20 protein-coding genes are annotated in these 20303 nt (G+C 64.4%); 12 read left to right on the plus strand and 8 right to left on the minus strand.

What is annotated here, in order from left to right; all coding sequences use genetic code 11:
• Positions 1–16: 16 nt before the first annotated feature.
• Positions 17–1522 (minus strand): carboxylesterase/lipase family protein, encoded by a 1506-nt coding sequence (locus tag A5782_RS01450; protein ID WP_067094056.1) that lies wholly within the window; start codon positions 1520–1522, stop codon positions 17–19.
• A gap of 79 nt (positions 1523–1601) precedes the next feature.
• Here A5782_RS01450 and A5782_RS01455 point away from each other — a divergent pair, with 79 nt between their 5' ends.
• Positions 1602–2288: a hypothetical protein gene (locus A5782_RS01455; protein WP_067094059.1), complete on the plus strand. Its 687-nt coding sequence runs from the start codon at positions 1602–1604 to the stop codon at positions 2286–2288.
• Between the two features lie 174 nt (positions 2289–2462).
• Here A5782_RS01455 and A5782_RS01460 read toward each other — a convergent pair whose 3' ends face one another.
• A complete protein-coding gene (locus tag A5782_RS01460) occupies positions 2463–3686 on the minus strand; it encodes a cytochrome P450 (protein WP_082942733.1) in 1224 nt (407 codons plus the stop codon).
• 91 nt (positions 3687–3777) lie between these two features.
• On the opposite strand from A5782_RS01460, the gene A5782_RS01465 reads away from it, so the two are divergent.
• Complete coding sequence (locus tag A5782_RS01465; RefSeq protein ID WP_067094065.1) at positions 3778–4407, plus strand: TetR/AcrR family transcriptional regulator; 630 nt, start codon at positions 3778–3780, stop codon at positions 4405–4407.
• A gap of 2 nt (positions 4408–4409) precedes the next feature.
• Here the strand turns inward: A5782_RS01465 and A5782_RS01470 are convergent, their stop codons facing one another.
• The 4 genes from A5782_RS01470 to A5782_RS01485 all read right to left on the minus strand — a co-directional run bounded on the left by A5782_RS01470 (position 4410) and on the right by A5782_RS01485 (position 8010).
• Positions 4410–5042 carry a hypothetical protein gene (locus A5782_RS01470; RefSeq protein WP_067094068.1) on the minus strand — a complete coding sequence of 211 codons (633 nt, stop codon included), beginning with the start codon at positions 5040–5042 and terminating at the stop codon, positions 4410–4412.
• A 205-nt stretch (positions 5043–5247) separates the two neighbouring features.
• Complete coding sequence (locus tag A5782_RS01475; protein ID WP_067094070.1) at positions 5248–6054, minus strand: mycofactocin-coupled SDR family oxidoreductase; 807 nt, start codon at positions 6052–6054, stop codon at positions 5248–5250.
• A gap of 20 nt (positions 6055–6074) precedes the next feature.
• On the minus strand, positions 6075–7157 hold the full coding sequence (locus A5782_RS01480) for a dihydrodipicolinate reductase (RefSeq protein WP_067094073.1): 1083 nt from the start codon (positions 7155–7157) through the stop codon (positions 6075–6077).
• Between the two features lie 64 nt (positions 7158–7221).
• The gene (locus tag A5782_RS01485; protein WP_067094077.1) at positions 7222–8010 is read right to left on the minus strand and encodes an SDR family NAD(P)-dependent oxidoreductase; all 789 of its coding nucleotides are present in this window, start codon (positions 8008–8010) and stop codon (positions 7222–7224) included.
• Between the two features lie 208 nt (positions 8011–8218).
• On the opposite strand from A5782_RS01485, the gene A5782_RS01490 reads away from it, so the two are divergent.
• Positions 8219–8818, plus strand: coding sequence for a TetR/AcrR family transcriptional regulator (locus A5782_RS01490; RefSeq protein WP_067094080.1), 600 nt, complete (start codon positions 8219–8221; stop codon positions 8816–8818).
• 12 nt (positions 8819–8830) lie between these two features.
• Here A5782_RS01490 and A5782_RS01495 read toward each other — a convergent pair whose 3' ends face one another.
• Entirely contained in the window at positions 8831–9934 is a 1104-nt protein-coding gene (locus tag A5782_RS01495) for a dihydrodipicolinate reductase (protein ID WP_067094082.1), read from the minus strand.
• 446 nt (positions 9935–10380) lie between these two features.
• On the opposite strand from A5782_RS01495, the gene A5782_RS01500 reads away from it, so the two are divergent.
• From A5782_RS01500 to A5782_RS01535, 9 genes are all read left to right on the plus strand, one after another.
• A complete protein-coding gene (locus tag A5782_RS01500; RefSeq protein ID WP_156623759.1) occupies positions 10381–11028 on the plus strand; it encodes a hypothetical protein in 648 nt (215 codons plus the stop codon).
• A 188-nt stretch (positions 11029–11216) separates the two neighbouring features.
• Positions 11217–12755 (plus strand): nitric oxide reductase activation protein NorD, encoded by a 1539-nt coding sequence (locus tag A5782_RS01505; RefSeq protein WP_067094085.1) that lies wholly within the window; start codon positions 11217–11219, stop codon positions 12753–12755.
• A gap of 22 nt (positions 12756–12777) precedes the next feature.
• A complete protein-coding gene (locus tag A5782_RS01510; RefSeq protein ID WP_067094090.1) occupies positions 12778–13581 on the plus strand; it encodes a CbbQ/NirQ/NorQ/GpvN family protein in 804 nt (267 codons plus the stop codon).
• A 16-nt stretch (positions 13582–13597) separates the two neighbouring features.
• A complete protein-coding gene (locus tag A5782_RS27015; protein WP_255360762.1) occupies positions 13598–13726 on the plus strand; it encodes a hypothetical protein in 129 nt (42 codons plus the stop codon).
• The gene (locus tag A5782_RS01515) at positions 13723–14448 is read left to right on the plus strand and encodes a hypothetical protein (protein ID WP_067094092.1); all 726 of its coding nucleotides are present in this window, start codon (positions 13723–13725) and stop codon (positions 14446–14448) included. Before A5782_RS27015 ends, A5782_RS01515 begins: the two co-directional genes overlap by 4 nt.
• Positions 14449–14462: 14 nt before the next feature.
• Positions 14463–14894 (plus strand): hypothetical protein, encoded by a 432-nt coding sequence (locus A5782_RS01520; protein WP_067094095.1) that lies wholly within the window; start codon positions 14463–14465, stop codon positions 14892–14894.
• 13 nt (positions 14895–14907) lie between these two features.
• The gene (locus A5782_RS01525) at positions 14908–15969 is read left to right on the plus strand and encodes a dihydrodipicolinate reductase (protein ID WP_067094098.1); all 1062 of its coding nucleotides are present in this window, start codon (positions 14908–14910) and stop codon (positions 15967–15969) included.
• A gap of 10 nt (positions 15970–15979) precedes the next feature.
• The gene (locus A5782_RS01530; RefSeq protein WP_067094102.1) at positions 15980–16417 is read left to right on the plus strand and encodes a hypothetical protein; all 438 of its coding nucleotides are present in this window, start codon (positions 15980–15982) and stop codon (positions 16415–16417) included.
• A gap of 32 nt (positions 16418–16449) precedes the next feature.
• Positions 16450–17667, plus strand: a complete 1218-nt coding sequence (locus tag A5782_RS01535) for a cytochrome P450 (protein ID WP_067094105.1) — start codon at positions 16450–16452, stop codon at positions 17665–17667.
• Here A5782_RS01535 and A5782_RS01540 read toward each other — a convergent pair.
• Entirely contained in the window at positions 17664–20303 is a 2640-nt protein-coding gene (locus tag A5782_RS01540) for a sugar epimerase family protein (RefSeq protein WP_067094108.1), read from the minus strand. The genes A5782_RS01535 and A5782_RS01540 overlap by 4 nt on opposite strands.

Genomic DNA, 20303 nt, shown 5'->3' on the forward strand with positions numbered 1-20303 from the left:
GGGTTAGCGTGCCAGCTCAACGCGCCAGTGAGAAGCCGTCCCATGCCATTCGGCGGTGTGGGTGTGGATCGAACTCGACACGGGACTTGCGATCGAAGACCATCACGGCGCGATCGCCGGCGGTGTAGGGGGGCCAGTCCTCGCCCGGCACGCCCGTCCGGCTGAAGGCGCGCCAGCGCCGTTGCACTTGGTTGCTGACCCGCAACGCGGCCCGCCGGTCCGCCGCCGCGGTCAGCAACGCGCCGAATCTGGTGCGGTAGACGTCGAAAACGGCGAGCAATTCGGTGGCATGGGTGGCGCCGAAACCCGACCAGCGCAGTGTGCGGGGGGCGTAGTCATACCGGTAGAGGTAGGTCGGCGCGTGCGTGCCGTGGGCCTCCGCGATCTGCCAGGCCGCCGAGGCGAACGCGAAATCACCACCGAGCTGGATGCACGCCGCCCGCTGGGGATAGTCGGGGTATGCGGCGGTAATGCGTTCGCGGATAGCGGGATCCGCCTCGGCCAGCAGTTCTTCGACCATCGTCTCGTTGGTCGGCAACATCGCCAGGAACCGGGTGAACAACCGTCCTTCTTCTGCATTCGTGCCCACGATCAGCGGGACCCGGTGCGCCTCACCGCGCCGCATCGCCTCGACCGGATCCATCGGCAGAATGTCGTCACCGAAGACGGGGCCAATCGGGAAGGCGCCCAGCCTGTTCTGCATGCCCTCGTCGATCAATCGGTGTTGGGTTTCCACCAGTTGGGCCGCGGACACCCGCATCATTGCGTTGGCGGCATCCTGCTTGCGCACCCCGAGCAGCTTGGCGAAGCGGTTCGCGAACTCCGCGGCAACCTCTTTCGACCGCACCAGACCCGACGCCGGACTTTCCGAGATCGCCCGGGCGAACAGGTTTTCGGCGGCGGGCACCGCCAGCAGGGAGGCCGTGATGCACGCGCCCGCGCTCTCGCCGAAGATGGTGACGTTGTCCGGATCACCGCCGAATCCGGCGATGTTGTCGCGAACCCACTGCAGCGCCAGCACCAAATCGCGCAGGTACAGGTTGCTGTCGATGGTGATTTCCGGCGTCGACAAGGACGAAAAGTCCACGCACCCCAGCGCACCCAGCCGGTAGTTCACCGATACGTACACACATCCCCGCCGCGCCAGCGCCGCACCGTCGTACAGCGGTGTCGCCGAGCTGCCCAGGAAGTAGCCGCCACCGTGGATGAACACCATGACGGGTAGCGGTCCTTCGGCGTCGCCCTCGGGCGCCACGACGTTGAGGGTGAGGCAATCCTCGCTCATCGGCTGGTACCGACCGAAGCCGAGCAGGGTGTAGCGGCGCTGCTGGGGCGCGCAGTTGCCGAAGCCATGGCAGTGCCGCACACCCGACCACGCCTGGGCGGGCTGCGGCGCCCGGAAGCGCAGGCTCCCCACCGGTGGACGGGCATACGGGATCGACCGCCACCGATTGACCCCGTCGCGGGTGAAGCCTTCGACGGTGCCGATGGCCGTGCGTGCGCGGACGGTGCGGTCATGCATAACCCGACGGTAACCGACATGATGGTCGTAACGCGCGCGCAGCGCCTTAATTGCCCGGCGCGGCGGTTAGCCTGACTGAATGCGCAAAGCTGCGGTGATCGCCGCGTCATTACTGGTCGTCGGGTGCTCACACACCACGGGCGGCCATTCAGCGCCAACCTCGAGCACCACCCAGACATCCGCCGGCGCCGCAGTGCCGGGAAGCAAATCGCCGGGACCAACCACCGCACCGGCCGCCGGTGCGGCAATCTCCGACGTCATCGCATGGATAGAGGCCGGCCACCCGGCCGATCCGGGTCGGTTTCACACGGCCACCCGCGACGGTGCGGCCACACCACTCGGCGACGACATCGCGCTGACGGCTAATGCTGGTAAGGGGCCCGGCAAGGTCTCCTGCATGACGGATGCCAAACACTCCGGCGGCACCCTGGCCTGCCTGGTGAATTTGACCAATCCACCGCCGGCGCCCGCGACTGCCTATGGCCAATGGCAGGGCGGCTGGATCAGCTTCGACGGGATGAACCTGCAGATCGGCTCCGCCCGGGCCGATCCCGGTCCTTTCATCAACGGCAATGGGGCGGAACTGGCGAACGGAGATTCGCTGTCATTCGGTGACTACCGGTGCCGGGCCGACCAAGCCGGCCTCTATTGCGTGAACTATGCCCATCAGTCGGCGGCGAGATTCAGTCCCGCCGGGATCGAGCCGTTCGGCTGCCTGAAGTCGGCGCCGGCACCGGATGGTGTGGGCACGGCCTTGAGCTGCTGAGGCCGGCCCATGATGGTGACGACAAGCCCGGGCCGGTAGAAACCCCTTGCCCTGCCGCTGAAGAACCGCGGGGCCCACAAGGCCATCCAATACCGCCCGCCACGCCGCATCGCGTTCGACGGCAGAGTGGCCGGTTGCCGCGTCGAGCGAATGCGTCAGCACCCGGTCGAATCGTCACCAGCTCACCGGAAGCCCTTTCATGCCATAGATGTGGGCGTCTTTGAACCTCAGTTCCTCGGGTGACACCGCCAGTTTGAGCCTGGGCAGGCGGCGCGCCAGAGTGGCGAACGCGACCTGCATCTCGACACGGGCCAGGTTCGCTCCGATGCATTGATGAACGCCGTACCCGAAGCCCAAGTGCCCGCGGGTGATACGGCCGGGGTCGAAGGATTCGGGATTCTCGACGAATTCGGCGTCCCAGTTCCCAGCGAGCAGGTTCATCATGACGAACTCCCCGGCGCGGATCAGCTGCCCACCGATCGTGAGGTCTTCGGTGGCGACGCGATCGACCTGGCTGTGCACGATGCTGAGGTAGCGCATCAACTCTTCGACGATGTTCGCAATAGCGGCGGGATCGTTCGTCTGTCCGAGTCGCTCGTATACTTCGGGATGTTCCAGCAGCGCAACAGTTCCCAACGAGATCATATTGGCCGTGGTTTCGTGACCGGCCTGCATCATGATCACACTGCTCATGGCCGTGGTGGCATGGTCGAGTTGCCCCGTCGCCACGTATTCGGTAACCAGGCGGCTGATCAAGTCATCGCCGGGTTCGCGCTCTTTGCGTTCCACCAACTCCTCGATGTAGGCGTACATGGCACCGAACGCCTGGGCCTTTTCCGCGTCGGTGGATTTCTGGTCAAGCCCGGTCGTGGTGTTGTGTTGGAAGATTTCGAGGTCTTCGGACGGCACTCCCAGCAACAGCGCGATCACCATTGACGGCACCGGCAAGGCGAATTCGGACACCAGATCGGCCGGCGCACCGTTGTCGATCATCTGGCCGAGGTAGTGGTCGACCATTTCCCGGATCTGCGACCGCATCGATTCGCAACGCCTGAAGGTGAAATTGCCAGTCATCATGCGCCGCAACCGATGATGCTCGGGATCATCGGTCCGCGCGAACATCACCGGGACCTTGTTGTCGGCGTCCTTCGGCATGATGGAGTCGGGAATGGTCTTCGCGGACAAGCGCGGATCGACCAGCGCGGCCCTGATATCGCGGTAGCGGCTGACCACCCAGACCGGGTTGCCCTGGAACATCGCACGCCGCAGCCCGGGTTGTTCTCGCCAATCGCCGAACTCGGGTGGCGGCGCGAGCGGGCAGTGTCCAGGCCGCGGTATAGGCAGCACCGGGAGGTCGGCGTCAGCGCAGGAGCCGGAGGTTTCCAAAGGTATTGCCATAACCCACGTTTCCACTAAGTGCCAGTTGACTGCCAGTTGTAGAGCGTAGAGCTGCGGCTGTTGACAGTCAACTGTCAGTTACGCTGTCACGATGACCGCGGTTGAAGACCGGCCGCTGCGGGCGGACGCGGCGCGCAACGTCGAGCGCATCCTGCGCGCCGCGCGAGAGGTCTATGGCGAATTGGGACCCGACGCCCCGGTGGAAGCGGTCGCGCGCCGCGCCGGCGTCGGTGAGCGAACCCTCTATCGCAGATTTCCGGCAAAGGCCGACCTGGTGCGCGCCGCCCTGGACCAAAGCATCGCCGAGGACCTCACCCCGGTGATCGACAGTGCGCGCGTCGCGAAGGATCCGCTGCGAGGTCTCACCCAACTGATCGAAGCGGCGATCTCGCTGGGGGCGCGCGAACACAGCCTGCTGACCGCCGCGCGCCGGGCCGGGTCGCTCACATCCGACATCTCGGTGTCACTCAACACCGCACTCGCCGAGCTCGCCCGCGAAGGCCAGCGAGTCGGCAGCATCCGCGCCGACCTGGTCACCGACGACCTGCCTCGCCTGATCGCGATGCTCTTCAGCGTGCTGTCGACGATGGATGCGGGCAGCGATGGCTGGCGACGCTACGTCACCCTTGTCATCGACGCGATATCGGTCAACGATCGACGGCCGTTGCCGCCGGCTGCGGCGCTGCGTTACGAGCTGCAGCCGGACAGCTGGCCCGTGTGAAGCTAACCGGGCAGACCCGCTTTGACCGCGGCGTCTTGCTTACGGGCGAGATCGAGCAAAACATCGGCCGGCGTGGGATTGCCGATGACACAGTCAGACTCCAGATCGACCATGGCCCTGCCCTCGACGAACACCGCCTCGGAAATCTCCATCGGGTTGGCCGGGTCGGTTGCCTGGCCGATCACCATGAACCCGTTGGTGCCGACGTCGATGGGCTGCTGCTGACCGCTCACCTTCTTCGCGACGACGTCACGCATGTTCGCCGCCGTCTGGGCGGCCGTGGCCGCATCGGGAAACACGGCGATCGTGTCGACGATTGTGCGCTTGCCATCGGGGTTCTTGAAAACCTGTCCCACCCCGGTGATGCCGCTGGGGTTCTGGCTCGGTGGCCCGTCAGCGGTGGCGTTGGGGCCGACGTCGCTGGGCTTGATCAGCAGATTGCTGTAGTCCGCCGGGGCTCCCGGTGACGCCGCGGCCGCGCTGTTCGAAGGGCTCGACGAGGCAGCCGCGCCGGACGATGAGGCCGAACCCGATGATCCCGTCGAGCTCTTGTCCCCGCCACAGCCCACCACCGCGGCGCCGATCAAGACCGCGGTGGCCGTCAAGCCGAGCGCGGACGTCCGCACCATATTCATAAGGTTCTCCTTTTGAAGACAGCTATTTGTATCCCTTGCAGCTCGCGTCGGCAGCGCGAACGCGCAAAAAACTCGGCCGCCGAGCAGATCCTCATCTGGGCGCCGGCCCACGGTGTCGGCGCGATCTCTGTGCGTGCGGCGGCCGGCGAGCGACGCCCCCTTGGCCTTCCACGCGAGTTCGAGCAGATGAATCGGGCTCGAATTTCTAGTTGATGGTCACCCCTGCGTCGACCTTGAACTGCAGTCCCGTCACATATCTGGACTCATCGGACAGCAGGAACAGCACCGCGTTGCTGACGTCCTCGGGCGCGACGGCGGGCGTGGGCATCGCATTGACGAAGATCGGAATCAGGTCCGACCGTTGCTCACCCAAGAGCGGTCCGAACGACGGTGGAACCATCCCGGTGGGCACACCCGTGGGCAGCACGGTATTGACGCGGACATTCTGTGCCGCCAGTTCGTTAGCCAAGGCCAACGTCAAGCCGACGACGCCCTGCTTGGCAGCCGTGTAGGGCGTCTGCAACGGAAAGCCTTTGATGGCACCGGCAGAACTGACGTTGACCAGGCTGCCGCCGCCCTGGCTGAGCAAGTGGGGTATCGCGGCCGCGCAGGTGTTCCACACCCCGATGAGATTGACGTCGACCACCGTGCGCCACTGATCGGCAGTCGTCCTGTCCCATGGCGCCACCGTGAGCACACCGGCGTTCGCCACCGCCCCGTCGAGACCGCCCAGCTCGCTGACGCCGCCATCGACCGCAGCCCGCAGTTGTGCCTCGTCGCGAACATCGACGATGCCACTCACACAGCGGCAGCCGAAATCAGTTACCAACCTTACCGTTTCGGCCAGGTCGTCTTCTGTGGCCAAGGGATATTCGATCTGCGGCAAGGACTGGCAGATGTCGAGCAGGATGAGGTCCGCGCCCTCCTGCGCAAGCCGCAGCGCGTGGCTGCGTCCCATACCGCGGGCAGCACCGGTAATCAGAATGCGTTTACCGGCAACGCGTCCCGGCATTGATGTCGTCATGCGTCGGGCTAGTGGTCGTTCCACATCAGGCCACGCATCGTCGCGGAGAGCGGGATGTCCTCCACCGCGATCAACCCCTGCGGCGCGCGACACACCCAGTCGATCGCATTGACAGCCCGACCGGCCGTCGAGATGCAGCCGGCATCAGTCGAATCGAAAAGAGGATGCGAAACGTGGGTGTTGATTTCCACCCGAGGTTCGCCCTCGACGACGACGCGGTGCACACCGGTGTGTCCCTCGGGCGGGAATTCCCAGTCGGGCGCAGCAGCCTGGGTGAGCCTGGTGACGTGCTCGAGGGTGATGACCGGCTCGCCATCGCGCACGCCCTCGGTGGCAAACCGCACCGCCGCCATCTGTCCGGGCTCCACCGTCATCATGGTGCAGTCGATTCGCTCAGGGGTATACCAAGGTTCGCAGCGCTGCCGCACGTCGTCGAGGTTGATGTCGAGATGGTCCGCGAGGCTTCGGACCTGGCCACCCCACATCGCCACGATAACCCCGGGCAGGAACATCATCGGCGAGTCGTCATCGACCGTTGTGCCGAAACCCATTGCTGCACCGGTGAACTCGGCGTCATCGTAGTTTCCGTAGTCGAAGATCTCCTGCACGGTGATCGAGGAGACCCGGGTGGTCAGGCTGACTGCCGAGTGCACCAGCGTATCGCCGGAGAAACCGGGGTCAATGCCGTTGACATAGAGCGAGGCGTCGCCGGCCGCACATGCACTCTCCAGGGGCTCGCGCAACCAGTCGTCGGCGTGGCGAGGCGTGACCAGCCAGACCATCGATGTACCGACGACGTTGATGCCCGCCGTGAGAAACTTGGCCATCTGCTCGATAGCTTCCATCGGCCGAGTCTCACCCTGAGACGTGTAAACCACGCAGTCGGCGCCGAGTGCCACCAGGGCGTCGATGTCGTCGGTGGCGATGATGCCGGTCGGTTCGTCCAGTCCGCACAACTGCGCCGCATCCTGACCGATTTTCTCGCTGCCGGCGGCGTGCACGCCGACCAGTTCGAGGTCTGGTCTGCCGATGATGGCCCGCAACGAATGCCGGCCCACGTTACCGGTGGAGAATTGAATCACTCTGCGCATGGTTACCCTCGTCCTTCCGGCGGTGGGTGATGACCCATCATGACGCGTTCAATTGCAGCGCAGCTCAGTAATCGGGTATCGGCAGCGGCGAATTGTTCGAGTCGATGCCGCCATCGACGTGAAACGTCGCGTTGGTCGCGTAACAATCGCGAGTGGACAGGTACACCGCGAGCCGTCCGAGATCCTCGACGTCGCCCAGCCGGTGCAACGGTGTGGCTTCTTGCATCTTCTCCAGCGACCCGGGCATCAGGTCCAGGCTGCCCTTCAGACCGTCGGTGGCGAATGACCCCAGGGCGATGGCGTTGACGCGGATCTTCGGCGCGAGTTCCTGTGCCATGGCGCGGGTAAGCGCTTCGAGGCCGCCCTTCGCAACGCAATAGGCGGTGAGCGCCCGTATGCCGAACCGCGCCGAGCCCGATGAAATGTTGATGATGGAACCGTGTCCGGCGCTGAGCATGTGTGGCGCCACGAGCTGGCTCATGATGAAGGCGGAGGTCACACACCAGTCGAAAGTGTGCCGGAAGTCTTCATCGGTGATGTCCAGGAATCGCGCGTAGGTCGACCCGCCGACATTGTTGACCAGGATATCGATGCGGCCGAAGCGCTGCACGGCCGTATTCACCACCCGTTCGCCGTCCGCCCGACTCATCGCATCCGCGACCAGCGCCAGCCCCGTGCCGCCCGCCGCCTCGATACCCTTAACCGTGCCAACGATATCCGCCTCGGTCCGTGCGGTCCCGACCACCGTGGCGCCCGCCTCCGCCAGCACCCGGGCAATGCCCGCTCCCACACCCTTCCCGGCTCCCGTGACGATCGCGACCTGCTCGTCCAGCCTGAACTGCTCCAATGCCATGCTGGGTCCTCCGATGTGTGGGGTGGTGCGCCGTTCAATCTATGAATAGTACTGACTAAAGTCAACGAATTCACGGGGCTGATCCCTGACTCGGTGCGGATAGTCCGACAATCGTCAAGTTGTGCAAGCCTTTCTGGCCGAGACGCGGCATACTGGTCGAGTTAGCCTCGAAACTCTTACATGAGCCAGGTCAACCTTGAGGAAGAGAATGGCTGTGACGGATCGGCTATCGGCACGAGAAGCTAAGCGCCTGCAGACGCGAGAGCGGTTGATGGGCGCCGCAATTGGTGAATTCGCCCGCGCCGGGATGGCCGAGGCCGACGTGGGTGCCATTGTGGCCGCAGCGGGCGTCGCCCACGGGACCTTCTTCTTCCACTTCCCCACCAAGGAGCATGTGTTGCTCGAGCTGGAGCGTCGCGAAGAGGACCGCATCGCCAAGCAATACGCGCAATTCTTGAAGTCCAAGCACGATCTTGTTTCCGCGCTGAATGAGGCGGTCCGATTGGTCGTCGGATTGGAACGCCGACTGGGCGATCGGCTCTTCAATGACTTTCTCGCGCTCCACTTCTCCCAAACCCGGCCGCAGACCGAAGACGGCAGGGATCACCCGCTGATCGTTCTGGTCGCCCAGGAGATCGCGCAGGCCCAAGAACGTGGTGAAACGGATTCGGACGTCAACCCCATGAACAGTGCGGTGTTTTTCTTGCTGGGTCTCTACGCCCTGTTGATCACCACCAACCACTGGCCGACTGGCCACACCCTGCTGGAGGACTACGTCGCGAGGACATTGCGAAGCTTGAAACCGTGACACGCCGCGGCGCTAAGGCCGTATGACGCCACGCAGCGGCATAAGCCCGAGTTCGTTGTGGGACATGAATCCCGGCGCAGCGTCGCAGACCGCGGGAATGGCGTTGGCGGGCCCCATCGCGGTCCAGGTGTAGCCCGGCAGCGCGTATCCGCCATTCGCGTCCTGCGCCCCCTGCAGAATCAGCTCGGTGGATGAATCGCCCTCAATCACTATGCGGTAGTGGTAATGCTGTGGCCAATCTTCATGCGGCTCAATGGCATCGAAGGTATCCATCGTGTATATCTCATGAAATATCACGAGGGGCTTACCCTCCACCCAAGCCGTCCACTTGTGATGCTGGCGAGCGACCGTGCCCTCCTTGATCACACCCTTGAAGCCCGGCATGTCGCTGGTCTCTCCCCCTTCGAAGGGGATGTCACGCGTGGCGGACCCTAGCTCCACCTCAGTCGTGTATCTCTCGACTGTTTTACCCATTCCCTCCACGACCATCACCATCGATTGCGCGAACAATGGCCAGGCTTGGCCCAGCAGATTCGGTCCATCCTCGAACCCGGCCGGATCGCTCCCCATCCCCATCTCATACAGATATTTCAGGGTGTCCCTCCCGAAATTGACCACCTCATAGATGTGAATGGTGTCGATCTGACTGACGATTCGGGCCAGCGTCAGGACGAGTAGGTCTCCGGCAAAGCCGGGGTTGACACCACCTGCATGAAACGACGTCCCACCCTCGTGACAGGCGGCATCGATCTTGTCGATATCCGCCTTGCTGTGTTCGGTTCGATACCACCAGGCGCCGCCTGAGGCGACGACGTTCTTGCCTCCGCGCAGTAAGCGGCACACCTCATCGGGGTCGGACCATAGCGGCGCATAGAACACGCAATCGGCTTCGAGTGCCTCGACGGCCGCCTTGTCAGTGGTCGCCCGCACCCCGGTCGGTGCTTTGCCGCAAAGCTCACCGGCGTCCTTGCCTACCTTCTCCGGACGATTGCACAGGACTCCGACCAGTTCGTAGGCAGGGTTGTGCACAAAATGGCGCAGCGCTATCGTTCCGACGTTGCCGACGCCCCATTGGATTACGCGATACTTCTTCTCGGTCGGCGACTCGGGCGTCATTGCCACTCCTTTGCATACACCGACAGCGCCTGAACGAACGAACCGTTCTCCACCGCCGGCACACCATGCCGCAACGGCTGAGCGCTCGCTGAGCGTAGGCGTCCCCTGAATGGCGTGTCAACGATTGACAGCTGACTTTCGTCAGTAGATTGCGCTTCGTATAAGCGGTGAGGCTGCTGCGTAGCGCGCGAATTGTGCCGTTGCCCCGTGAGATACCACCACGAGGCGGTCGCGGCCGCGACAGTTTGTACCGACATTTTAGGAGACGCCATGCGTGCCTTCTGCTGACTACAGTCAGCCTGTTATAGTGCACAAGCCGATCCATTCAGTGTCGATGACAGGGAGGATTCGTGAGTCTGCCGAGGCTGCACCGACGCGGAGCCGGCGCTGGCACAGTTACCGGGTCAGGGGACGCCGCGCAGGTGAGCCTGACCATCGACCAACACATGGAGCGGTCGCAGCTCGCGCAGCGTCGGGCCGATAAATGGCTCATCTCCGGCAGTCTCCTGATCGGGACGGCGGCCCTCGGCATCTTCGGCTTGCCGCTGTTTCTCTGGGGCGTGCGATTGCTGCGCCGGGCCCAACACGACGGCCTCTCCGTTCGGCCGATGCTGGTCACGTTGCTCGGCTACCTCGTCATCATCGACGCCGCCATCAACACGGTCGGATGGGCCCTTGACCTGGTGGCGAACCACACGATTCTGGCCCGTGTGCTTCTCAACGGGTGGGGCAACATGTTCGACGCCGGATACTTCTGGCACTACAACGAGCTGTGGGTCGGCGGCGCGGCCGGCCCCGGCGAAAAAGCGTTGGAAGTCGGCCTCATCCTGACCGTTTTCACCATGCGAATTGCCGCAGCCATCGGTTTCCTGCAGATGAAGCGGTGGGGTCATCAGTGGATGATCGTCACCTGCTGGATGGGCGTGGTCATCTGGATTACCTACGTCTTCAACATGACCATGTTCGCCGACGTGCGTTTCGCCGGCGTCGTCCTGCCCGTTGTCGGCTGGTGGCTCTACGACATCTTCTACATCACCCCGTTCCTCGCCATCCCCTATCTGCACACCGTCAACCGCGAACTCTTCTCCGACTGACATGCACGAGCCGAAATCCACTACGCCACCGAGGAAGTCACATCATGGGCTATCTATGGGAAATCCTTCGCTATGTCGCCGCCTGGGGCGGCACCGGACTGATCATCTGGTTCTGGTATTGGCTGTTCTCCAACATCGGCACGTTCTGAACCGCGGCATGGGCAGCCGGAACGCGCGGGGTTCGGCCGATGACTGAACACTGCGGACATTCCGACGGCCACGCGATGGCGCTGGAACGGGGTTGTTCCGTGACGGCGGTCGCGCTGAGCGACCAACGTCGCGAAGGCGTGCGGCTGGTCACGGGCGAACGACGTGGCTTCGGTGTGAACGCGGCGCTCACTTTCGTTCATGTCCCCTACCCCGCGATGCCCGATTGGACGCGCAGAACCCTGACATGTGGTGTGGCCCTGCAATGTTCGCCATCGAAGGAACGCGTCACCGAATATCGCCTCAACGAGCTCTCCGCCCGCGAACTGCGCGCACTCACGCTCGTCGAGGCCGGCGTCGCCCTCGGCTGGATCGCGTCGCGGTGGGCGGGCCTGTTACCCGAGGTCCGACGATTACTTCCCGAAGTCCACATCGAAGCCGGCGACTTGGCTGCCGTGGAGATGCTCAACCGGGCAATCGCATTGGCGGCGACGCGCCAGGAATTGGTCGTCCATCCGCTGCTGGGCTCGTTGCCGCTGGCGTACACGGCCCCGCACGGATTGGGCGACAAGTTGCGACGCAGCTTTGGCAGGATGCCATGGACCACAACGCAGAAGCGTCTGCCGAGGCCGTACTCGGTTCCGGTCGGCGGCGACGGGGGTGTGCGCAACCCCAATCTGCCGCCACCGAGCCGGCCGCAGGACGACGACCTAGACGTCACACCGCAGCATCGGCCCGGGATTCCCTATCCCGAATGGAACATGTGGACACAGCGATTCATGCGCGACCATGTCGCCGTCATCGAGCATGCCGACGGACGGCACGCCGGCCGCCCGGTGCCGGTGGCCGTCGACGTGCGCAAGTGGTTCGAGGAACACACCTACCGCGCGATGACGAACCGGCTCGAAGACGGCTCTGACCTCGATGTCGACCAGTACGTCAACCATTACATCGATCTGGCGACCGGCGAGGCCAAGGAGCCGAAGGTGTTCCGCGACCTGCTGCCCAGCGGCCGCGACGTCACCACGGCGTTGCTGCTGGACGGCAGTTCGTCGTTAGGGGTGCATGGCGGTCGCGTTTTCCAGCTGGAATTGTCGTGTGCCGATGCACTTTCGCGCGCCATGACGCTGGCACACGAGCGCCATGGTGTTTTCGTATTCACCGGCAACACTCGTCATCGAGTCGAAGTCCGCTGCTTGAAGGACTTCGAAGACCGTCGTTTCGTGCCACCGAGCCGTCTCGGATTATCCACCCGGGGGTACACCAGACTCGGTGCGCCACTTCGTCATTTGACGAGCCGGCTGCTGGCGCAGGCCTCCGAGCGCCGCCTGCTGATCGTCATCGGTGACGGGCTGATCTCCGATGAAGGTTACGAGGGACGGTATGCCTGGGCCGACGCCGCGCACGCCGTCGATGAGGCCAACGAGGCCGGGGTGTCGGTGTACTACGTGGGCGTGGGACCGACCCGCGTCGATCCCCTCCCCGAGGTGTTCGGACCCCGGCGGTCGCAACGGATCCGGCACATCGAGGAGCTGCCCCGAGTACTGGCCCATGTCCATCGTGAACTGGTCGCAGCGTGAACGCCGCCCGGTTAGGGAAAAGATGACCAACGAAATATATTTCGCCAACGGCAATGAAGTTCAGCTCTTCGAGCAGGCCTTCCACCGCCGCATCCCGGTGATGCTCACCGGGCCCACGGGGTGCGGCAAAACCCGGTTCGTCGAACACATGGGCTCCCTACTGCAACGGCCCGTGATCACCATCAGTTGCCACGACGATCTCACCAGCTCCGATCTCGTCGGCCGCTTCATGGTGACCGGCGGCGATGTGGTCTGGACCGATGGCCCGCTGACCCGGGCGGTCAAAGCCGGCGCGATCTGCTATCTCGACGAAGTCGTCGAGGCCCGCCACGACTCCTTGGCGATCCTGCATTCGCTCACCGATCACCGGCGCTCGCTCTACCTCGACCGTGCCGGCGAGGTTGTCAAAGCACCCGATGACTTCATGCTGGTGTGTTCGTACAACCCTGCCTATCGCAGCTCACTCAAGGAACTCAAACCGTCGTTCCGCCAGCGGTTCGCCACGCTGGCGATGCATTATTTGCCGCCGGACCGCGAGGCCGACGTGATCGTCGCCGAATCCGGAATTCCGTTGGCCACGGCCCTGCGACTGGTCGGATGCGCGGTCGCGATTCGCACCGCCGACCAAGCCTTCCACTTCGAGCCGCCGTCCACCAGGGTGCTGGTCACCGCGGCCCAGTTGATCGCCGCCGGCGCAACGGAATTGGATGCGGCCGACGCGTGCATACTCGCGCCGCTGAGCACGGACGGGGCGGTCACCGATGGTCTACGTGAAGTCGCGGCTGCCAGCCTCGGGACCGCAGACTCATCGAGCAGTTCACCTTAGGAAAGGAGCAACCGGCATGGACCGACAGGAGGAGAAGCGCAAGAGGGCGCTCATCGTCTTCCAGATCTTCATTTACGGCTACCTGCTGGCGATGTTCGGAATCCAGCTCTACATGTCGTTTGCGCGGGGGTGGTGGGACCTGTGAATCTTCCCTTGCTGAAAAGACGTTCGGACAGCAAGCCGGCCGGCAGCGAAGCGTCGGTCGGCCTCGAGGATCACCACGACGAGTCCCGCCAAGCTCAGCGCCGCGCCGATAAGTGGATGATCGTCGGCGCCGGCTTGATGGGTATGTGGGCGCCGGGACTGATCGGATTTCCCATTTTCATGCGTGGGGTATGGCTGCAGCGCCAGGCCCTGCGCGCCGGCCTGTCGGTTCGGCCCATGATCGTCACCCTGATCGGCTATCTGGTGCTGATCGACGGAATGCTGAACAGTCTGGGCTGGGCCCTGGACCTGGTCGCCAACCACACCTTGATCAACCGCGTGCTGATGGTCGGTTGGGGCAACATGTTCGACGCCGGCTATTTCTGGCATTACAACGAGCTGTGGGTCGGGGGCGCGGCGGGGCCGGGCGAGAAAGCCTATGTGGCCGGCCTGATCCTGACGGTCTTCTCCATGCGGGTGGCCGCGGCGATCGGCTTCCTACAGATGAAGCGCTGGGGTCATCAGTGGATGGTCGTCACGTGCTGGATGGGCGTGGTGATCTGGTCGGCCTACGTGTTCAACATGACCATGTTCGCCGACGTGCGGTACGCCGGTGTCGTCTTCCCGGTCATCGGCTGGTGGCTCTACGACATCTTCTACATCACCCCATTTCTCGCCATCCCCTATCTGCACACCGTCAATCGCGAAATCTTCTCCGACTAGCAGGGAGCCGTGCCATGACCAGCCCTTCCGTACCGTCATCCACCGAAGACAAAAGCCCGGGCGCCGACCTCGAACCGGGGACGACGCCGTACTACGCGCGGATGCACAAATGGATCAAGCGGGCCGTGTTGGTGTGCCTGGTGGCCCTGGTGATCGAGGGCGCCTTCACGTTGCCGTTCATGGCCGTCTACTACGGATACCCGACGCTGAGCCTCACCCAGATCTGCAGTGAGCTACTCAAGATCCGATACTCCAACGACACTCTGGAGTGCAAGTACCCCTATCCACCCTTCGGGCCGCCCGAGGGTGCCGAGGGCAAGGCCACCGCCCAGGACGTATGGGGCATCCAGCCGATACCGAAGTATCACCGGCTGGGTTTCCGTGAACTCGTCAAGATCCACAACGACAGGCTGGCTCGCCAAGCGCAGGCGGCGTCGCACCCATGAAAGGGCCGGCCCGTTGACCTATCGGGTCGTTCAGTGGACGACCGGTAATGTCGGCAAGAGTTCGGTCCGGGCGATCGCCGCGAACCCGACGCTCGAGCTGGTCGGATGTTATGCCTGGTCGCCGGAGAAGGTCGGGCGCGATGTCGGTGAGTTGTGCGGGATCGGACCACTTGATGTGAAGGCCACCAACGACATTGAGGTGCTGCTCGCACTCAAGCCGGACTGCGTGGTCTACAACCCGATGTTCGCCGACGTTGACGAACTGGTCCGCATCCTGGGCGCGGGCATCAACGTTGTGGGCACCGCCGGGTTCATCACCGGCCACTTCCTCGGCGCCGGACGGGACCGCATCGCGCGGGCCTGCCGCGACGGCGGATCGACCATCTTCGGCAGCGGCATCAACCCCGGTTTCATCCAGCTGTTCGCCATCGTGTCGGCGGGGCTTTCGGACCGGGTGGACAAGGTCTCCGTGCTGGAGTCCGTTGACACCACCATCTACAACTCGCCCGCAACCGAAATACCCATGGGCTTCGGCTATCCCATCGATCAGCCGGATCTTCCGGCCATCACCGAGAAGGGCTCCGGCATCTTCCGGGACGCCGTGTTGCTGATCGCCGACGCCTTGGGTGCCGAGCTCGACGACGTGCGTTGCGAAGCCCAATACGCCCAAACCACTGAGGATCTGACCCTTCCCGGCGACTGGACGATCAAGAAGGGGTGCGTCGCCGGGGTGGACGTCCGCTGGAAAGGAATCCTCGGAGATCGGGAGATCATCGAGATCCGCGGGCGATGGCGCAAGGGCCAGTCGCTGGACCCGGATTGGCCGCTGGACATGGGCTACACAATTGAGGTGCAAGGCCAGCCTACGATCAAAACCACACTGAGTTTCCTTCCGCCACCGGGCTTTGCGGGCGAGACGCTGGACGATTACATCACGCTGGGACTGACCATCACCGCGATGCCGGCCATCACCGCGATACCCGCCGTCGTCGCCGCGCCTCCCGGCATCGTCACCTACAACGACCTGCCGTTGCTGCTCCCGCGCGGAGTCCTGCGCGCCAATACCGCCGGATAGGAAGTGTCCGATGCCTGAGGAATCGACGACGAAAGACGTTTCACCCCTGCTCCATCACGTCGTGTTCGCCGTGGCACCGGAGCGACATGCGACTGCCGCGCAAATGTTCAGCGATCTGGGATTCGTCTTTCAACCCCTGCAACTGAGCGAGCTCGGCCTGGACATTCACCTCGACTGGAATCGGGGTATCGAACTGATCAGTCCGATACCCGGGTCGGCCGGGCAGGTAGCCGGTTCGGTAACGGAGTTCCTCGAGCGTCACGGTGACGGGGTGTATACCGTGGTGATCGGAGTTCCGGTTGCCTCGGCGGCCGACGCCGTTGCCGAACGCTACGGCGCGACAACGCGATTCCGGCAACACTTCGCGGGCGAGGGCTCCTATCTCGACGAAAACGACGTGTCGATCTTGGGCCTGCCGCTGACATTTCTGGCGACCAACATCCCATGATCGCTGCTGCGCCAACGAGAGGAGACATCCCGATGATCGCGAGGCCGAACGTCTTCGATGCGGGTCTCCCCACGCTCGGCTACGACATCACCGAATCTCCGCATCAGGTGTACCCGCGGATTCGGGCGGCTCAGGAGCAGGCGCCGATCGCGATCGGGCCGCTAGGTCCCGAAGTGCTGTCCTACGAGCTTGCCCGGACGATACTTCGCGACCCCCGGTTTGTGATCCCGCCCGGGATACACCTCACAGCTCACGGCATCACGTCGGGTGAGCTGTGGGACAGGGTGATTCGCAGCATCCTGTGCATGGAGGGCGACGAACATCGTCGGCTGCGCAGCCTGGTGTCGAAGGCATTCACCCCGCGGGCAACCGCCCGCATGGACGAAACGATCCACGCCGTCATCAACGATCTCGCCGAGGCCGTTGTCGCGGAAGGACATTGTGAGTTCGTCGAGGAGATCGCCAGACCGTACCCGATCCCGGTCATTTGTGCCCTGTTGGGTGCACCGCGGCAAGACTGGCAGCTGTTCTCGAAATGGGCGGAAGACATATTCAAAATAGTCAGCTTCGACTGCGATCTCGCCGAGGAAGAGCCCAAGGTCCTGAAGGCATGGGATGCTTTCGACGAATACATCGATGGGATGATCACCGATCGACGCAAGACCCTGACAGACGACTTGCTCTCCGAACTCATCCGGACTGAAGATCGCGGCGACCGGCTCAATGCCAGTGAGGTCCGGATGCTGGCCTTCAGCATCCTGCTGGCCGGAACCGACACCACGCGTACACAATTGGGTGCCTCGATGCAGGTATTATGCGAGCACCCGGAACAGTGGGCGTTGCTTCGCGACCGCCCTGAGCTCGGGATGAATGCCGTCGAAGAAACCATGCGCCACTCACCGTCGATGTGCAGCACCCTTCGCAGCGTCACCGACGACGTCACGGTCGGCGACTACACCTTTCCGGCCGGCACCTTCATCATCGTAAACACCTACGCCGCCAATCGGGATCCGTCGATTTACGACGAGCCCACGCACTTCGACATCACTCGCAATGATCCTCCGCCCATCCTCACCTTTGGCGGCGGAGCGCACTACTGCCTTGGCGCGAACCTCGCCAGGCGGGAACTCTCCGAAGCACTCAAGATTCTTACCCACCGCCTAACGCATCCACGATGCACCGAAAACCCACCATGGAGACCACTTCTCGGCATGAGTGGGCCCACCAGCTTGCACCTGGAGTTCGACTAGCGCGGCAGCGTGTCTTGCGCGGCAAGCTCCAGCACCCGAATCTCGCCCGTACTGCCGTCGACCTCGACGAGCGCACCCGGCGGCAATGCTTGGGTGGCGCCTTGCACGTCGACCACGCAGGGGAAGCCGAACTCACGGGCCACCACGGCGGCATGCGACATGGGGCCGCCCAGTTCGGTCACGACCGCGGCGGCGTAGCAGAACGCCGCGGTATAGCCGACGTCGGTGACCTCTGCGACCAGGATCTCGCCGGGTTGCAGGTCATCGATCGTCTCGGGCCGCACGATCCGCACCCGGCCGCGGACCCGTCCCCCGCACACACCGACACCACGCATGGTGTCCCCGCTGGCCAGGGCATCCGATGAGGTCGCGGTTGGCTGCCAGCTTCCGCTGAAGACCGTCGGCGGCGCCACCGAGACAAGCCGGCGTTGCTCGGCCCGGCGACGGGCCACTACCGCGCCCACATCCGCCGGGAGGGCGTCGAGTTCGTCGACGAGCAGATAGAAGACGTCATCGGCGGTGTCGAATAGTCCGGCCTCGACCGACCTACGCCCGTATTCGCGAAGCAACGTGCGTAGCACCCAGTTAGCCCGCACCACCTTGTCGCGGCGGACTTCGCGATCTCGAAGTTGCTGTGTGGCCAGAGTCGCAATAGGCTTGGCGCGCAGAGGAATCCGGGAGCGCTGCGGCTGCGGCGCAGACGGCGCGCTCATCGCTCTGGTCACCATCCGGACCAGCAGCTCGGGATCGTCGGCGTAGCTGGATGACAGCATCTCGAGCTCGGCCGGACCACGGTGTCCGATGAGCGCCAGCTCGTCTAGCAGGGCGGCATGAAATTCCGGTGCCTCGACGGCGAGCTTGTCCAGCCGGTCGCCCGGTTCGGCCAGCAGCGCCGTCACTTTCGGATCGCGCTGCGCGGCGGCCACCAACCGCCGCATCGCCTCGACCGAACGGGCGCTGACCAATTCCGGTCCACCGGGCGCGGCGATGTCTCGCCCGCATAAACCGCGCAGCAGCACGTTGAACGCCGCGCACAGCAGGAACGAGCCCGCCGCCAGCACCCAGCCGTGCACCACCTGGTCGCGCGCCAGCGAGATCAGGCTCAGCAGCCGACGATCGTCGAGCCCAACGAGGTCACCGTCGGCCAGGCGTTCCAGGCGATCGACATCGGCCACGAATTCGCGGGTGTCCAGGGGCGCGCCGGCGGACAGGCCGATCAGGTTGACGCCGAATACCCCGATGTTGCGAACCGTCCGCAATTGCTCTCGGAGGCGGCCGGTTTCGGAGTGTGGACGCTCCTCGCCGAAGATCGGCAACGACGCCATACTCGGCCCGAAGAACCCGCTGTTGCTGACGACGGTCGCCGGCTTGACGAACGGCACGGTCTCGGCCATGAAATGCGCGGTCGTGATGGCGCCATACAACCGGTGGGCGAACACCGCGACCATGCGCATGGCGATTTCACGCTGGATCATCCCCCCGGGGCGCAACCGCTCGGCGACGCACATGGCGCTGGCCCGCAGACCGCGCACCGTTGCCGACGCCGACGACGGTGAAAACGGTCCGGGTAGGGCCTCCGACAGGTTGGTAGCCAAATAGGTCGGGAATCGCGGATCGATCGGGGTGTCGAATTCGCCGTTAAGTCCTTCTGGCCCCGCCGGACTGGGCATCACTCCGTCGTCGGCAGCGGCGTCGACGGCCGGTAGATCCTGGATGGCGGCCAGCCGCCAGGGCAGTGAGATCACCCGCTCACCCAGTGTCACGCGTCCGCGCACCGCCCGGGCCAAGTCCTCGACCGCCTCGTCGGCGTTCCACGCCGGCTCGAATTCCCAAACATCGCGTAACCGCGCCGTGTTCAGCAACGGCGCGCTGCGGATGAGGTCCAGTTCCGCCGCCGCCCCTTTGGGTGACAGCGCGGCGAACGGACCAGCCAGCGGCACGATCGGACGCCGCAGGGCGGCGGCGATCTGACGAAATGTCGTCGTCCCCGAAGCCGCGAGATTGACTGGGCCGGTTGAGTTCGCGGGATCCACCACGGCACCCAACACCACTCGCAGTGCATCGTCGAGGTGGACGACTTGCAGGGGCCGGTCGTCGGCGCCGTGCGAGAAGGCCGGCGCCGACAGTACCCGCCGCACCCAGTTGTCCACGCCGCGACCGACGATCAGCGCCGAGCGGATCACCACCGATTCAGCACCGGAGGCGGCCAGCATGTCCTCGACGCGGGCCGTGTGCAGGCCCTCGGCCGAAAGCGGGGTCAGGGCCTCGCCCTCGGAGCGCGCGGTGTCTCCCCCGCCGTACACGTGTGCCGACGACGGGAAAACGATGCGACCGGCGCCCGTTTCGGCCACCGCCGCGAGGACATTGGACGTCCCGTCGATGTTGACCTGGGAGCTGATCCGGTCATCCGGGCCGGGGCTCTTCACCCATGCGCAATGCGCGACCACCTCCGCGTCGGCCAGGGCGCGCTTGACCGCAGCGATGTCACGGATGTCGCCGGCAACGAAGTCCGCGGCGCTCGGCCAACTTTCGGGGCGATGACGCGCGATCCCGACGACGTCGTGACCTCCGCTGAGCAGCCGGGCGGCGAGGCCGCGACCGAGTACACCGCTGGCCCCGGTGACCGCGATTCTCAC

Origin of the sequence: Mycobacterium sp. 852002-40037_SCH5390672 (genome assembly GCF_001665875.1) — a bacterium.
Classification (GTDB): Bacteria; Actinomycetota; Actinomycetes; order Mycobacteriales; family Mycobacteriaceae; genus Mycobacterium.

Coding starts and splice junctions, on each gene's coding strand:
- A5782_RS01450 (WP_067094056.1), bottom strand. CDS start 1,522: ATGCATGACCGCACCGTCCGCGCACGCACGGCCATCGGCACCGTCGAA.
- A5782_RS01455 (WP_067094059.1), top strand. CDS start 1,602: ATGCGCAAAGCTGCGGTGATCGCCGCGTCATTACTGGTCGTCGGGTGC.
- A5782_RS01460 (WP_082942733.1), bottom strand. CDS start 3,686: ATGGCAATACCTTTGGAAACCTCCGGCTCCTGCGCTGACGCCGACCTC.
- A5782_RS01465 (WP_067094065.1), top strand. CDS start 3,778: ATGACCGCGGTTGAAGACCGGCCGCTGCGGGCGGACGCGGCGCGCAAC.
- A5782_RS01470 (WP_067094068.1), bottom strand. CDS start 5,042: ATGAATATGGTGCGGACGTCCGCGCTCGGCTTGACGGCCACCGCGGTC.
- A5782_RS01475 (WP_067094070.1), bottom strand. CDS start 6,054: ATGCCGGGACGCGTTGCCGGTAAACGCATTCTGATTACCGGTGCTGCC.
- A5782_RS01480 (WP_067094073.1), bottom strand. CDS start 7,157: ATGCGCAGAGTGATTCAATTCTCCACCGGTAACGTGGGCCGGCATTCG.
- A5782_RS01485 (WP_067094077.1), bottom strand. CDS start 8,010: ATGGCATTGGAGCAGTTCAGGCTGGACGAGCAGGTCGCGATCGTCACG.
- A5782_RS01490 (WP_067094080.1), top strand. CDS start 8,219: ATGGCTGTGACGGATCGGCTATCGGCACGAGAAGCTAAGCGCCTGCAG.
- A5782_RS01495 (WP_067094082.1), bottom strand. CDS start 9,934: ATGACGCCCGAGTCGCCGACCGAGAAGAAGTATCGCGTAATCCAATGG.
- A5782_RS01500 (WP_156623759.1), top strand. CDS start 10,381: ATGGAGCGGTCGCAGCTCGCGCAGCGTCGGGCCGATAAATGGCTCATC.
- A5782_RS01505 (WP_067094085.1), top strand. CDS start 11,217: ATGACTGAACACTGCGGACATTCCGACGGCCACGCGATGGCGCTGGAA.
- A5782_RS01510 (WP_067094090.1), top strand. CDS start 12,778: ATGACCAACGAAATATATTTCGCCAACGGCAATGAAGTTCAGCTCTTC.
- A5782_RS27015 (WP_255360762.1), top strand. CDS start 13,598: ATGGACCGACAGGAGGAGAAGCGCAAGAGGGCGCTCATCGTCTTCCAG.
- A5782_RS01520 (WP_067094095.1), top strand. CDS start 14,463: ATGACCAGCCCTTCCGTACCGTCATCCACCGAAGACAAAAGCCCGGGC.
- A5782_RS01530 (WP_067094102.1), top strand. CDS start 15,980: ATGCCTGAGGAATCGACGACGAAAGACGTTTCACCCCTGCTCCATCAC.
- A5782_RS01535 (WP_067094105.1), top strand. CDS start 16,450: ATGATCGCGAGGCCGAACGTCTTCGATGCGGGTCTCCCCACGCTCGGC.